The sequence below is a fragment of the Allorhizocola rhizosphaerae genome (assembly GCF_003426775.1).
Classification (GTDB): Bacteria; Actinomycetota; Actinomycetes; order Mycobacteriales; family Micromonosporaceae; genus Allorhizocola; species Allorhizocola rhizosphaerae.
In genome coordinates this window covers 15,859-30,296 of the sequence record NZ_QJUG01000041.1, presented here as the reverse complement: position 1 = coordinate 30,296, position 14,438 = coordinate 15,859, and the positions used below count along the sequence as shown (strand labels likewise).

Sequence of the window (14,438 nt, the reverse complement as noted above, 5' to 3'; positions counted from 1 at the left end):
CGTGTCGGTGATCGAGCCCGTTAACTGGGCCCTGCTGTGCTGGAGAGACAAAGATGACGACGTTGGCAACGAGGCCGACCGGCGCGAAGTCTCGCGCCGAGATCGCGGCCAAGACGTTGCGCACCGACCGGTGGTGGCTCGCTCCGCTGCTCACGGTGGTTGGGCTCACCGCGTGGGTGGCCTACGCAACGGTCCGCGTGTTCCTGCAGGACAACTATTGGGTGGAGGCATACAGCTACCTCACGCCCTTCTATTCGCCGTGCGTGTCGATGGGCTGCGTCGAGGGCGCCGCGCACTTCGGGCGCTTCCTGCCGGATCACCCGCTGATCCCCTATGCCGCACTGAGCCTGCCGTTCCTGCTGCTCTTCCGCCTGACGTGCTATTACTACCGGAAGGCTTACTACCGGTCGTTCTGGATGTCGCCGCCCGCGTGCGCGGTGCCCGACGGGCACAAGCGCTACGGCGGCGAGACGCGCTTCCCGCTCATCTTCCAGAATTTCCACCGGTACGCGTTCTACGCCGCGGGGATCATCTCGATCATCAATACTTACGACGCCGTGCTGGCGCACGTGAAGTCCGATGGGTCGTTCGGCTTCGGGCTGGGCAACGTGATCCTGTGGGTCAACGTCATCATGTTGTGGGCCTACACGCTGTCGTGCCACTCGTGCCGCCACATCGTCGGCGGGCGGCTCAAGCACTTCTCGAAGCATCCCATGCGGTACAAGGCGTGGACGCTCGTGTCGAAGCTCAACTCCCGGCACATGGGCCTGGCCTGGATCACGCTGGCGACACTGGCCGTCACCGACGCGTACATCATGGCCGTGGCCGCCGATTGGATTAGTGACCTAAGGTTCGTGGGCTAATGGACAAGTACCAATACGATGTCGTCGTGATCGGCGCGGGCGGCGCCGGGCTGCGGGCCGCCATCGAGGCCCGGCTGGCCGGCAAGCGCACCGCGATCATCTCCAAGTCGCTGTTCGGCAAGGCGCACACGGTCATGGCCGAGGGCGGCGCGGCCGCCGCGATGGGCAACGTCAACAGCAACGACAACTGGATGGTGCACTACCGCGACACCATGCGCGGCGGCAAGTTCCTCAACAACTTCCGCATGGCCGAGCTGCACGCCAAGGAGTCGCCGGACCGGATCTGGGAGCTGGAGACCTACGGCGCGCTGTTCGACCGGACGCGGGATGGGCGCATCTCGCAGCGCAACTTCGGCGGGCACGAATACCCGCGCCTGGCGCACGTCGGCGACCGCACCGGGCTGGAGCTGATCCGCACGCTGCAGCAGAAGATCGTGTCGCTGCAGCAGGAGGACAAGGCGCAATACGGCGACTATGAGGCGCGCATCCGCGTGTTCGCCGAGACGACCATCACGGAGCTGATGCTCTCTCCTGAAGGGGCGATCGCGGGCGCGTTCGGGTACTACCGCGAGTCCGGCGAGTTCGTGCTGTTCGAGGCGCCGGCGATCGTGCTCGCCACCGGTGGGGTCGGCAAGTCATACAAGGTGACGTCGAATTCCTGGGAATACACGGGCGATGGCCACGCGCTCGCGCTGCGTGCCGGGGCCAAGCTGATCAACATGGAGTTCCTGCAGTTCCACCCGACCGGCATGGTGTGGCCGCCGTCGGTCAAGGGCATCCTCGTGACCGAGTCGGTGCGCGGCGACGGCGGGATCCTCACCAACACGCTCGGTGAGAGATTCATGTTCAAATATGTCCCCGACGTGTTCCGCAAGCAGTACGCGGAGACGCCCGAGGAGGCCGACAGGTGGTACACCGATCCGGACAACAACCGGCGGCCGCCGGAGCTCCTGCCGCGCGATGAGGTCGCGCGTGCGATCAACAGCGAGGTGAAGGCCGGACGCGGTACCAAATCCGGAGGGGTTTATCTCGATGTCAGCAAGCGGCTTCCGGCCGAGGTGATCCGCAAGAAGCTGCCCTCGATGTATCACCAGTTCAAGGAGCTGGCCGACGTCGACATCACCAAGCAGCCCATGGAGGTCGGGCCGACGTGCCACTACGTCATGGGCGGCATCGAGGTCGACGCCGACACGGCCGCGACCTCGGTGCCGGGCCTGTTCGCGGCGGGCGAGTGCTCGGGCGGCATGCACGGCTCAAACCGCTTGGGCGGCAACAGCCTGTCCGACCTGCTGGTGTTCGGCAAGCGGGCCGGTGAGCACGCGGCGGCATATGCGTCCGCTTTGGACGGCAGGCCGAAGGTGCGTCCGTCCGATGTGGACGCCGCGTCGGAGTTCGCGCTCGCGCCGCTTTCGCGGGACGGCGGGGAAAACCCATACACGCTGCAGCACGAGCTGCAGGAGGTCATGGGCAGCCTCGTGGGCATCATCCGGCGCGAGGGCGAGCTGCAGCAGGCCATCATCGACCTGGCCGCGCTCAAGGAGCGGGTGCAGAAGGTCGGCGCCACGGGCGGCCGCCGCTACAACCCCGGCTGGCACCTGGCGCTTGACCTGCGCAACATGCTGGTGGTGTCGGAGTGCACGGCCAAGGCAGCGCTGGAGCGCACGGAGTCGCGCGGCGGGCACACCCGCGAGGACTACCCGAAGATGGACCCACAGTGGCGCCGGATCAACCTGGTGTGCGGGCTCGCCCCTTCGTCGGGGGACGTGGAGTTGACGCGCCAGCCCGTCCCCACCATGCGGCCCGATCTACTCGACCTGTTCGACAAGTCGGAGCTCGCCAAGTACATGACCGACGAGGAGCTGTCGCAGTCATGAGCGAGGGCTCGCCCCGAGTGAATCAAAAGCCAGGGCTCCCGGAGCGCAGCGGAGGAAGCAAGTGAGGAAGTTCAAGGTTTGGCGCGGCGACTCGTCCGGCGGCCGGCTCAACGACTACCAGGTGGAGGTCAACGAGGGCGAGGTCGTGCTCGACGTCATCCACCGGCTGCAGGCCACGCAGGAGCCCGATCTGGCGTGCCGGTGGAACTGCAAGGCGGGCAAGTGCGGCTCGTGCTCGATGGAGATCAACGGTATGCCGCGGTTGGCGTGCATGACCCGGATGTCCACATTCGAGGAGAGCGAGACCGTGACGGTGACGCCGCTGCGCACGTTCCCGGTGATCCGCGATCTGGTGACGGACGTGTCGTACAACTACCAGAAGGCACGTGAACTGCCGGCGTTCGCTCCGCCCGCGGATGTCGCGCCGGGCGACTATCGCATGCAGCAGATCGATGTCGAGCGCTCGCAGGAGTTCCGCAAGTGCATCGAGTGCTTCCTGTGCCAGAACACCTGCCACGTCGTGCGCGACCACGAGGAAAACAAGCGCGAGTTCGCCGGCCCGCGGTTCTTCATCCGCGCGGCCGAGCTCGACATGCACCCGTTGGACGCGCGCGGCGACCGCAAGGAGTTCGCCACGCAGCAGCAGGGGCTGGGCTACTGCAACATCACCAAGTGCTGCACCGAGGTGTGCCCGGAGCACATCAAGATCACTGACAACGCGATCATCCCGATGAAGGAGCGCGTCGTCGATCGCCGGTATGATCCGCTCGTGGTGATCGCTCGCAAGATTCTCCGGCGGGACCAGCTGCCCACGGCCGCGCCCGCCGAACCCACCCTGCACTCTCCCCCGGTCACGGTCATGGAGGGCAAGGCGCCGGTCGACTTCAGCCGCTCGGCCGAGGCCGCGGGCCCGGAGGTGGGCCCCGACGGCCACGTCAACCTCAACGAGATGCTCTCCGACCGCGTGGCCGCCGCGTCCCCGTTCGGCGACCAGACTCAGTTCCCGCTCGATCCCGGTGACCTGAACTACTACCATCCGGACAAAAAATAAGGTTTGGCGCGGGTCATCCGGGTTAAATGATCTGGATGCCCCGCGCCTACCGAATGACTGTGGTAGACGGCGTCTGTACCGTCCGCCTCGTCGGAGAAATCGACTTCGCCAATGCCGATCAGGTAACCGATTGGCTACTCAACGCCATCGACGGCTCGAAATGCACGCGCCTGGACATGAATTTCGCCGAGCTCGCGTTCCTAGACTCCTCCGGCATCCGGGCGCTGCTCACGGTGTACCGGCATGCCATCAACCGCGACGTGGAGGTGAACTTCCACACCATCCAGCCGGGCGTGCAGCGCACCCTCCGCCTCGCCGGCGTGGACTCATTGCTCGGAACTGGAACCTAGGACAGCGACTGATAGACGGCCTCGTCGCAGGCCGCCTGATTTGAGGCGGCGCACTTCGCGAAAGCAACTGATACACAGCCTCGACCCGGGCCGCTTGATTTGATGCGACGCGCTTCACGACAGCGACTGATACACAGCCTCGACCCGGGCGGCCAAGCCCACCTCGGCGGGGGTCAGCCGGCCGTCGCTTTCCGAGCAGACCTGGATCTGCGTGCGCCCATCGAGGCGCCGGATCTGTGGGCGCACTCCCAGCGCCTCGGCCGCGATCTGGATCCGCTCCGTCAGGATGGCATGCTGAGCGTCGTCAAGCAGAAGCGTCCTGCGGATGCAATCACCGTCGTGCAGCCATCCCGACAGCTGCGATAGTGCGTCGCTGAGGTAGTCGCGTCTCTGGCCCCGCTTCCAGACCACGCCCATTCACACCTCCAGCGTCGTTGCCGGCTTGTGGCCGAATCTTCTCCGCACCGTTGCCTTCCGGTTCTCCTATCCTGCCTGCTTACCCGCTGTGTGTCCACGCACACAAAACCGACCTTCAGGTACTTCGCAGGACGCTGCCGACATGGCCAATCGTGTTATGGCCGTTCGTCTGGCACGCTGTCATCCCGTGCCTACTTTCTCCGATCTCCGCGTCATCGTCGGTGCCGCGATAGTCTCCGACGGACGCGTTTTGGCCTGTGAGCGCTCCGATCCGCCCGAGGTCGCGGGAAAGTGGGAGTTTCCGGGCGGCAAGGTGGAGCCCGGCGAGACCGAGGAGGCGGCCCTCGTGCGCGAGTGCGAGGAGGAGCTCGGGGTCGTCATCGCGGTCGGCGTGCGGGTGGGGCAGGATGTGCCGCTGGGCAACGGGCGGGCCGTGCTGCGGGTCTACGCGGCGCAGCTCGTGCAGGGAACGCCGGAGCCGCTGGAGCACAGCGACCTACGCTGGCTCGCCGTCGACGAACTCGACTCCGTCACGTGGCTGCCGGCCGACGCGCCCATCGTGGCGGTCCTGCCGGCCCACATGGACATCACACGTTGAACCGGAACTCGACCACGTCGCCGTCAGCCATCACGTAGTCCTTGCCCTCGATGCGGACCTTGCCGGCCGCCTTGGCCGCCGCCATCGAGCCGGCCGCCATGAGGTCGTCGTATCCCACGATCTCGGCTTTGATGAACCCGCGCTGGAAGTCGGAGTGGATGACGCCCGCGGCCTCCGGCGCGGTGGCGCCGACCGGGACGGTCCACGCCCGCGCCTCCTTGGGCCCGGCCGTCAGGTAGGTCTGCAGGCCCAGTGTGCGGAAGCCGACCCGGATCAGCTGGTCGAGTCCTGGCTCGGGTTGCCCGATCGCCTCCAGCATCTCGCGCGCCTCGTCCTCCGGCAGATCGATCAGCTCGGACTCGATCTTCGCGTCCATGAAGATGGCCTCGGCGGGCGCCACCAGTGCCCGCAGCTCGTCCAGGAACGCCTGATTGGCCAGCTCCTCCTCGTCCACATTGAACACGTAGAGGAACGGCTTGCCGGTCAGCAGGTGTAGCTCGCGGAGTGGTTCGAGGTCCACACCGGCCGCGTAGAGCGTCGTGCCGTTGTTGAGTATCTCGCCCGCCTCCTTGGCCGCCTGGAACACGGGCAGGCGATCCTTGCGCGTCTTGCCCTCCTTCTCCAGGCGTGGCAACGCCCTTTCGATGGTCTGCAGGTCGGCGAGGATCAGCTCGGTGTTGATGGTCTCGATGTCGTCGCGCGGTGAGATCTTGCCCTCCACGTGCACCACGTTGGGGTCACTGAAGGCGCGCACCACCTGGCAGATGGCGCTCGCCTCGCGGATGTTGGCCAGGAACGCGTTGCCGCGCCCCTGCCCCTTCGAGGCGCCGCGCACCAACCCCGCGATGTCCACAAAGGACACAGGGGCGGGCACGATGCGCTGCGAGGCGAACATCTCGGCCAGCTTTGTCAGCCGCTCGTCGGGCAGGCCGACCACGCCGACATTGGGCTCGATCGTGGCGAACGGGTAGTTCGCCGCGAGCACATCGTTGCGGGTCAATGCATTGAACAGGGTGCTCTTGCCGACGTTGGGCAGGCCGACGATCCCAATGGTGAGTGACATACGAACGCGAGTACCCTTCTGACCTGTAATTTCGTGGCTCGGAGTGATCCGCCTATCCAGCTACTCAGACGAGTCTACGAGGTTCATCCGACACCATCTCCTCCACGCTCGGGCAGCTGACCAAGACAAGGTCCGGGACGAAGGCGTCGCACCCAGTCGAGCTAGCGATACTCGTCGAAGAATTCGGGTTTGACGGCGATGTCCTCCACCACCCGCTTGGTCACCGATACCCCGAGCCGAAACCGACGCAGCAGGTCGCAGAGCTCAGTGCCGTCAATCAGATCGATCGGCTTTGCCCCGTCTCGGGCCGCTTCCTTTCGCGCGTCACGAGTGAAGGCTCCTGTCGTGATGAAGAGACCATTCCCACCTCGGCCATCCATCGCCCCGCGGAAGTCGCGGACTTCACCTGCCGTCACAGAACCCGTGTATCGCTTGCACTGGAAGAAGACTGGGAATGACACGAGCGCGAACCGATAGGCTCCCTTGCCGTCGATGCCACCGTCACCGGACCTCCCAGTGACGACAACGTTCTCGAAGCCCGCTTCGCGCAACAACAACTGCGAGAGGCGCTCAAATCCTTCCGGGGAAAGGGCTCGCAGGCACGTGAGGAGCTGGTCCTTCCACTCGACCTCGGTGCCGTCGGGCTCGTCACCACCAGCGTCGTCCACTTCCTCCTCACCTCCGACGTCGGTGGTCTCCGACCCATCCGCACGAGCAGCTCGCTTGCGCCGTAGCTCGTCGCGATAAGCCCAGTGCTCGCTGATCATCTGGTCCTCGGTGAGCGAATCGCCGTGCTCGGTGATCGCCCACACGCCACGAGCAGTGTTGTTCGCCGCGCCGATCGCCTTCAAGTGGGTCAGCGCCCACCTCAGCCGGTACTGGATCTGAGCCTCCCGGCCATTCGGTGCGACGACAGCCTGCTGCTCTTCGGTGAAGCCCTCGTTCTGCACGACGAGCCCATACAGCTCGTTGACCGTCGCCGAACCACCCAGCTGCTTGAAGGCTGTGAGCGCCGGCCACATCAGCTTGTGGTACCTGGGGATGGCGAGCGTCATCTGAGAGCCTTCCGCAAACTGAGGGATTTGGAGGATACCGGACAAATCAGTCGATGCCAGTGCCATGAACGACGAGATCGTCTGTTCTTATGTCGTGGTTGACGATGCCTATGGTCAGACTCACGCCCAAGAAGCTTGCTTTCGCCGATAACGCGCCCCGATCTCGTCCCAGGTACCGCCTGCGGAGCTCGCTGCTTCGCTCGTCCCCCACCCAGGTCGACCGACTGGAGCTGCTTCCAGCAGCCGGGAGATGTCGCCGATCTCGGTGTCTTTGCGCACCGCACCGGCCGCCTTGGCGTTCTCCAGCAGGCGCCGTGACGCCTCCACCGCGCGGCAGCTCATCCCAGCTCCTGCGTGACGGTGAAAGCCCCGGCCAGCCGGACCGTCAGCGACCCCGAACGGGCGTCGGGCGCCTTCCGCACGAAGCTCACAAAGTCCTCCCACGGGTCCTGGTGGCAGGCCTGTGCCTTGCGCCCAGTCGACCCGGTACCAGGCATAAATCTCTGGAAAAGGGCCTGATGATCCGGCCACACCACATCGACATTCCGCAGACAGACCTCGACGGCCTCAAGGCGCGGCTGATGCGTGCCGTCGGCTAACTCAAGGGCCTGGTGAAGTACCGGCGCGACGCCTCGAAACGACAACTCGGCTCGCATCGCGTGGTGCGTCCTAATTGGACTCGCACGCGATGCCGTCGTCGTCGCGGTCAAGCTTGTACGGGTCGCGACCACCGATAACCCGGAAGTTCTTGTGTGGGATCTCCGTGCAATCGAGGTCCGTCACTCTGGGCAGGCACACGCTGTAGTTCGGGTGGCAGTCGGGCTTGGGGCTCGGCGACTTCGACGTCCGGGTTGCCGTCGGGGCAGGCCTTGGCGCGCTGGTCGTCGGGCTCATCAGGACCGCTGCCGGGCTCATGGCCGGCGACGGCACGGCCGAGGGCGAGGGCGACATGGAAGGCGACCGGGCTGCCGATGGCGTTGTCGTGGCCTGCTGCGAGACCGCCTTCTGCTGCCCACCGCTGGGCAACAGTCCACCTAGGATAGACCCGCCGCAGCAACACAAGACGACCAATGACAGTGCGACAACGGAAAGCACACCGACCGGCTGCTTAAGGAACGCCAGGATCTTTTTACCGAGAGCATTCGACACGGCACACAACGTATCTATGGCCACATGAATGTGCATGGCCCAATAGGCCAGGACTCGCGGCCGACGGTCGTCAGTCGCGCCGCCGTTCGCAGGCGATTCCGTCCCGATCGGGATCCAGACCGTACGGGTCTTTGCCGTCGATCACCTTGAAGTCGCGCTGCCGGATCTGGTTGCAGCTCAGCCTGCGCACGATCGGCAGGCACACGCTGTAGTTCGGATGACAGCGCGGGTTGCGGGTCATCGTCGGGGTGGGCGACGGTTCGGGCTCAAGCGGCGCCACCGACGGCGTGGCAACCGGCTCCGGCGCGGGCCCGGACGGCAGCGGCGGTTCGACGGCCTCCGAGACGGGTGGGCGCTTCTCGCCGCCGATGCCCGGGATCAGACCGCCCATCACCGCGCCCGTGTAGCAGCACATCACCACGAGCACCAGCGCCACAATGCTCAGCCAGCCAAGGGGCTGTTTGAGAAACTCCAGGATTCGCCGTCCTAAATGAGCGGGCACAAGCCGACGGTAGTGACTGCCGCCCCGTTTTCCAAGTCTGCCGATCCTAGGGCAGGCCGTCCACGAACTCCGGGGCCTGCGGCCGGCGCGGTGCCGACTCGACCGGCTCCAGGACCGGCAGCGTGTCGTCTGCCACACCCATTTCGGCCAGCCGCCGCGCGCTCACCAGCACCCGCTGCTCAAGCGAGCCGATCGCGTTGTTGTATGCCGCGACCGAGGCCGTGAGCGAGTTGCCCAGCTTGGTCAGGTGCCCGCCGACTGTGCCAAGCCGCGTGTACAGCTGCTTGGCCACCCGGTGCACCTCCATCGCGTTGCGCGACAACGCCTCCTGCCGCCAGGTGTAGGCCACCGTGCGCAGCAGTGCGACCAATGTGGACGGTGTGGCGAGCACGACGTTGCGGCCGAACGCGTGCTCCAGCAGAGTCGGATCGCGCTCAAGCGCCACGTTGAGGAACGGTTCGGCCGGCACGAACAACACGACGAACTCGGGCGCCTGCGCGAACGCGTGCCAGTATCCGCGTGCGCTCAACGCGTCCACATGTGCGCGAAGCGCCTTGGCGTGCCCGTCGAAGTCTTCGTTGAGATAAGCCTCAAGGGGTACCTTCGCGTCAACCACGACGCTTCGGCCGCCGTGCAGCCGGACGACCAGGTCGGGCCGCAGCACCGATCCCTCGACGACGGTCGTCACCTGCTCGTCGAAGTCGCAGTGCTGCAGCATGCCGGCCGCCTCGACGATGCGGCGCAACTGGTGTTCGCCCCACCGCCCGCGTGTGCCGCTGGTGCGCAGCGCGCCGACCAGCTGCCCGGTCTGCTCGTTGGCCACGCGCAGCTGCGAACGCAGCTCCGCGTAGGCGTCCACCCGGTCGTGCTCAAGCTGGCGCAACGTCTCGTGCAGCGGCGCGATAACCCGCGCCACCGCCTCCTGCGACTGCGCCGTCGCCTCGAACGACAAGGCCCGCATGGCCTGCTCCAGCCGGGTCTCGCCGGCCTGTGTGGCCTCAAGAGTGGCGGTCAGCCGGGCGAGCTCCGGCGCGACGCGGGCACGGGCGGCGAACCACCCGAGCCCGCCCCCGGCCAGCAGGCAGATGACGACTATCGCGAGAGTGGTCACCCCCTAAGCCTGAATGAACTCCGCGATATGTGCCGACTGCGCCACGCGGGAAGGTTCGTGGACATACATCATGTGGCCGGCCTCGTAGTAGCGGAACTCGATGTTTCCGGCCAGCTCACGCGGGATCTCCAGCTGGGCGAAGGTGTGCTCGCTCGCGTAATAGGGTGTGGCCCCGTCGTGGTAACCGCACGCGACCTGCACCCGCATGTGGGGATTGGACCGCATTGCGCGGGCGAGTTTGTCGGCCACGTTGACGTGCTGCCCCTCGAACTCCTTGAACGACCACGGGTTGACCTGCCGCCACGCCAAAACCTCGTAGGGCATGTCGTTTTCGACCTTCAGCTCCTCGCGCAGGTATTGGTTGATGGCCGCCGTGTAAGGCCCCATGATGGCGTCGAACGACGGGTCGGAGGTCCACATCTCCTTGCCGTAGTCGGCCTCCCAGCCGGTGAACCGCCCGTCGAGCCGCCCCACCGTCTTGCGCTGCGCCCGCAGCAGCTCGGTGTAGAAGCGCATGTGCTCCGGGCGCAGGTTGACGCGATCGACGTAATCCTCGGACAGCCCGCTGATCCGGGCCAGCCGGGCGATCGCGTCGGCGCGCTCCTCGTCGGTCAGCCGGGAGCCGCGGCTGAGCGCCCACGGATAGTCGCGCGCGGCGAACTGCTCGGCCTCGGCGAGCACGTCGGCCAGGGGACGCTCGCCGTGCAGCCCGTGATAGTGCGCGATCGCCGCGTAGGTGGGCAGGAACAGCGGATAGGCGAGGTCCAGGTGGGGATGGAACTCCAGCGTGCCCAGGTTGAGCACGCTGGACACGAGAATGAGCCCGTTGAGCCACATGCCGTGCCGCTCCTGCAGGTGCTGCGCCAGCCCGGCGGCGCGAAGCGTGCCATAGGACTCGCCACACAGGTATTTCGGCGACATCCAGCGCCCGTTGCGGGAACACCATAGCCGGATCAGCTCGCCGATGCTCTCGATGTCGGCCGTGAACCCGTGGTAGTCCTTGGGCTTTTCGCCCTTGACCGTGCGCGAGAAACCGGTCGACACCGGATCGATGAACACCAGATCGGCATGGCGAAGCAGCGTCTCGGCGTTGTCGCCGAGCTCATAGGGTGGCGGCAGGAGGTCGCCCGCGTCGCCCATCAGCACCCGGCGCGGGCCGAGCAGGCCCAGGTGCAGCCACACGCTCGACGAGCCGGGACCGCCGTTGAACGCGAAGATGACCGGGCGCCCGCGCCGGTCGCCGTCGTCGAGCACATAGGAGACCATGAACATCTCGGCCTTGGCCTTGTGCCCGTCGAACTTGTCGTCGGTGTGCGACTCGAACCGGAGCACGACCCGGCCCGCGGTCGCGGTGTAGCTCAGCCCCGCGACCTGGTGGTGTGTGGTCACCAGGTCGTCGGTGGGCTCCGGGGTGTCGTCGGTCTTCTTGTCTTTCTCTTCCTTCTGCTCCTGCGCCATGGGAGCAAACGTTAGCGCGTCCCTGCGACAATCAGCCGCTCGTGCTCCAGCAGTGCCCGCTTGATGTCCAGCCCCCAGCGGTATCCGCCCAGCGTGCCGTCCGTGCGCAGCACGCGGTGGCACGGCACGAACAACGCGATGAGATTCCGCGCGCAACCCTGGGCCGCCGCTCGTACCGCATGAGGTTTTCCGGTTATATGAGCGAACTCGGTGTAGGTGATCGGCTCAGTGAGCGTGCGCAGCACATCCCAGCAGTGCTCCAGGTAGGGCGTCCCGCTCTGTTGCACCGGCACCGAGTCCAGCGCGTGGAAGTCGCCGTCGAAGTAGGCGTGCAAGGCCTTGACCGCTTGCTCGGGCACCTCGCCGTCGGGCAGATCCGGGTTGCCGAACCGCGCCTGCGTGACCGCGAATCCGTTGCCCGTCATGCTGAACGGCCCGATCGGTGTCTCAATTGTGATCATTTGGTATCGCTCTCCAAAGCAGAATTTGGGCATACGATCGCCAGGGGCGCCAGCGTTCGGCGTGCCTGGCAAGCTCGGACGGATCGGTGGGCAGGCCCAGGGCGGCGGCCCCGTGCTTCGAGCCGAGATCGGTGGGCAGGAACACATCCGGGTCTCCGAGCGCGCGCAGCAGGATATAGTCCGCCGTCCATTCGCCTATGCCCGGCAGCGCGAGCAGCTCGGCCCGCGTCGTGGCACGGTCGCTTCCGGAATCGAGCGTGAGGCCGTCGAGCATGGCCCTGGCCAAGGCGCGCAACGTCTCCCGGCGCCGGCCCGGCATGGCGAAGGCCTCGTCCGGAAGCTCCAGCAGCTCCTCGGGCGTCGGGAAGGCACCGTTCACCAGCAGTCGTGAAAGGACGGTCCGCGCGCCGGCCACACTGATCTGCTGGCCCACGATGGCGCGCACGCCCATCTCGAACCCGTCCACGGCGCGCGGCAGCCGGACCCCGCGCGCGGCGTCACCGAACTCGGAAAGCGCCGACTCGATCGCGCCCGGGTCGGCGTCGAGATCGAGCAGGCGGCGGCAGCGCGCGACGGCGGGCGTCAGGTCGCGAATGTCCGACAGGTGCAGCGATGCCGCGATGTGCCCGTCCGCGGGAGTCAGCGTGACCCTCGCCCTGCCGTGCGGCAGGTGCAGCGGCCGCGAGTATGCGCCGTCCACATAGGACTCCATGCCCGGAATCGTCCGCGCGCCAAGGAAATCGAACAGCGGCTCGACCGCGATCGGCTGGCGGTAGCTCAGGCGCAGTGAGATCCCGCCGTCCGCCGCGATCGGGTGCCGGCGCAACATCGAGGGCGGACAGCCGTACACGTCGCGGAAAGTCTCATTGAATTGCCGCACGCTGCCGAAGCCTGACGCGAATGCGATCTCGGCCAGCCCCATGTCGGTCTTGCTGATCAGTGTTTTCGCCGTCTGGGCGCGTTGCGTGCGGGCGAGCGCCAAGGGGCCGGCACCGAGTTCGTCGGTAAGCAGGCGGTTGAGGTGACGCTCGGTGTAGCCCAGGCGCGCCGCGAGAGCGGGCACCCCTCCGCGATCCACGACCCCGTCGTTGATCAGCCGGACAGCGCGCGCCGTGATGTCGGCCCTGATGTCCCACTGCGGCGAGCCCGGCACCGCATCCGGAGCGCACCGCCGGCACGCCCGGAAGCCCGCCTTCGACGCGGCCGCCACGCTGGGGAAGTACCGCACATTCTCCCGCTTGGGCGTGCGGGCCGGACAGGATGGACGGCAATAAATGCCCGTCGTGGTCACGCCGATCCAGAACCGCCCATCGAACCGGCGATCCCTGCTGCTGATGGCTGAGTACAAATCCACGTCGCCCAGTCTGCCTCGCCGCAAGCCCGATGACTGGCGGAATTCGGACGCGGCGGCGATCGGGGGCTGCGGCTTTCATGTCGTGGCCGCTGCGTCCGTCATGTCGCACCTGCTCGCGGCAGCTCGGCCCATTCGGCGGGCTCAGCCTTTCGCGGCCGCTGCGGCCTTCATGTCGCGCTTGAGCTCCTGCGGCAGCGAGAACACGAGCCGCTCGTCCGTCGTCACGACCTCTTCCACGTCGGTGAAGCCACGCTCGGCGAGGTGGTCGAGCACCTGTGTCACGAGCTCGTCGGGCACGCTCGCGCCCGACGACACGCCGACGGTCGTCGCGCCGTCGAGCCACTCATCGCGGATCTCGTGCGCGAAGTCGACCAGATGCCCCCGCGGCGCGCCGGCCTGCACGGCCACCTCGACCATGCGCACCGAGTTGGATGAGTTGCGCGAGCCGACGACGAGCACGACGTCGCAGTCGGGCGCGATCTGCTTCATCACCTGCTGGCGGTTTTGCGTCGCGTAGCAGATGTCGTCGCTGGGCGGCGACTGGAGCAGCGGGAGCTTCTGCCTGAGCCGGTCGACCGTGGCGAGCGTCTCATCGACGCTCAGCGTCGTCTGCGACAGCCACACCACCTTGCTCGGGTCGCGCACGGTGACCTTGTCGACGTCGTCAGGGCCATCCACGAGCTGGATGTGCGCCGGGGCCTCGCCGCTGGTGCCGATGACCTCCTCGTGCCCATCGTGGCCGATGAGCAGGATGTCGTAGTCTTCGGCGGCGAACCGGCGGGCCTCCTGGTGCACCTTGGTGACCAGCGGGCAGGTCGCGTCGATGGCCTTGAGATTGCGCTGCCGCGCCTGCTCGTAGACCTCGGGCGCCACGCCGTGCGCGGAGAAGACGACCGTTGCTCCCTGTGGCACCTCCTCGTTCTCCTCGACGAAGATCGCGCCTTTGGCCTCAAGCGTGGAGACCACGTGCTTGTTGTGCACGATCTGCTTGCGCACATAGATCGGCGCGCCGTAGAGCTTGAGTGCCTCCTCGACGGTCTGCACGGCCCGATCGACACCGGCGCAGTAACCGCGGGGTTTGGCGAGAAGAACGCGCTTGCGAGGAGTGTTTGTCACACGGTGATTCTATCCT

Annotated in this window: 15 protein-coding genes; 5 read left to right on the top strand and 10 right to left on the bottom strand. The window is 66.6% G+C overall.

The window, feature by feature from the left end:
- Positions 1–53: 53 nt before the first annotated feature.
- From DM816_RS11305 to DM816_RS11290, 4 genes are all read left to right on the top strand, one after another.
- A complete protein-coding gene (locus DM816_RS11305) occupies positions 54–863 on the top strand; it encodes a hypothetical protein (RefSeq protein ID WP_117210118.1) in 810 nt (269 codons plus the stop codon).
- The gene (locus DM816_RS11300; RefSeq protein ID WP_117210117.1) at positions 863–2,737 is read left to right on the top strand and encodes a fumarate reductase/succinate dehydrogenase flavoprotein subunit; all 1,875 of its coding nucleotides are present in this window, start codon (positions 863–865) and stop codon (positions 2,735–2,737) included. The genes DM816_RS11305 and DM816_RS11300 overlap by 1 nt, the downstream gene beginning before the upstream one ends.
- Positions 2,738–2,798: 61 nt before the next feature.
- Positions 2,799–3,788 carry a succinate dehydrogenase/fumarate reductase iron-sulfur subunit gene (locus DM816_RS11295; protein ID WP_117210116.1) on the top strand — a complete coding sequence of 330 codons (990 nt, stop codon included), beginning with the start codon at positions 2,799–2,801 and terminating at the stop codon, positions 3,786–3,788.
- A gap of 35 nt (positions 3,789–3,823) precedes the next feature.
- Entirely contained in the window at positions 3,824–4,138 is a 315-nt protein-coding gene (locus tag DM816_RS11290) for an STAS domain-containing protein (RefSeq protein WP_162907350.1), read from the top strand.
- Positions 4,139–4,252: 114 nt separating this feature from the next.
- Here the strand turns inward: DM816_RS11290 and DM816_RS11285 are convergent, their stop codons facing one another.
- On the bottom strand, positions 4,253–4,555 hold the full coding sequence (locus DM816_RS11285; protein ID WP_117210114.1) for a 4a-hydroxytetrahydrobiopterin dehydratase: 303 nt from the start codon (positions 4,553–4,555) through the stop codon (positions 4,253–4,255).
- 187 nt (positions 4,556–4,742) lie between these two features.
- On the opposite strand from DM816_RS11285, the gene DM816_RS11280 reads away from it, so the two are divergent.
- Positions 4,743–5,153, top strand: a complete 411-nt coding sequence (locus DM816_RS11280; RefSeq protein ID WP_246001868.1) for a (deoxy)nucleoside triphosphate pyrophosphohydrolase — start codon at positions 4,743–4,745, stop codon at positions 5,151–5,153.
- Here DM816_RS11280 and ychF read toward each other — a convergent pair.
- The 9 genes from ychF to DM816_RS11230 form a co-directional block, all read right to left on the bottom strand.
- On the bottom strand, positions 5,143–6,216 hold the full coding sequence (gene ychF / locus DM816_RS11275) for a redox-regulated ATPase YchF (RefSeq protein ID WP_117210112.1): 1,074 nt from the start codon (positions 6,214–6,216) through the stop codon (positions 5,143–5,145). The two genes, DM816_RS11280 and ychF, sit on opposite strands and share 11 nt — an antisense overlap.
- A 161-nt stretch (positions 6,217–6,377) precedes the next feature.
- The gene (locus DM816_RS11270; RefSeq protein ID WP_117210111.1) at positions 6,378–7,271 is read right to left on the bottom strand and encodes a restriction endonuclease; all 894 of its coding nucleotides are present in this window, start codon (positions 7,269–7,271) and stop codon (positions 6,378–6,380) included.
- Positions 7,272–7,940: 669 nt separating this feature from the next.
- Positions 7,941–8,420, bottom strand: a complete 480-nt coding sequence (locus tag DM816_RS42425) for an excalibur calcium-binding domain-containing protein (protein WP_162907349.1) — start codon at positions 8,418–8,420, stop codon at positions 7,941–7,943.
- A 70-nt stretch (positions 8,421–8,490) separates the two neighbouring features.
- Positions 8,491–8,922, bottom strand: coding sequence for a hypothetical protein (locus DM816_RS11255; protein ID WP_162907348.1), 432 nt, complete (start codon positions 8,920–8,922; stop codon positions 8,491–8,493).
- 46 nt (positions 8,923–8,968) lie between these two features.
- Positions 8,969–10,033 (bottom strand): DNA recombination protein RmuC, encoded by a 1,065-nt coding sequence (locus DM816_RS11250; RefSeq protein WP_117210107.1) that lies wholly within the window; start codon positions 10,031–10,033, stop codon positions 8,969–8,971.
- 3 nt (positions 10,034–10,036) lie between these two features.
- A complete protein-coding gene (locus tag DM816_RS11245) occupies positions 10,037–11,491 on the bottom strand; it encodes a S10 family peptidase (RefSeq protein ID WP_117210106.1) in 1,455 nt (484 codons plus the stop codon).
- A gap of 11 nt (positions 11,492–11,502) precedes the next feature.
- Positions 11,503–11,952, bottom strand: a complete 450-nt coding sequence (locus tag DM816_RS11240) for a methylated-DNA--[protein]-cysteine S-methyltransferase (RefSeq protein ID WP_246001866.1) — start codon at positions 11,950–11,952, stop codon at positions 11,503–11,505.
- Positions 11,939–13,315 (bottom strand): DNA-3-methyladenine glycosylase 2, encoded by a 1,377-nt coding sequence (locus DM816_RS11235; protein WP_117210137.1) that lies wholly within the window; start codon positions 13,313–13,315, stop codon positions 11,939–11,941. The genes DM816_RS11240 and DM816_RS11235 overlap by 14 nt, the downstream gene beginning before the upstream one ends.
- A 132-nt stretch (positions 13,316–13,447) precedes the next feature.
- The gene (locus DM816_RS11230) at positions 13,448–14,422 is read right to left on the bottom strand and encodes a 4-hydroxy-3-methylbut-2-enyl diphosphate reductase (RefSeq protein ID WP_117210105.1); all 975 of its coding nucleotides are present in this window, start codon (positions 14,420–14,422) and stop codon (positions 13,448–13,450) included.
- Positions 14,423–14,438: the final 16 nt, after the last annotated feature.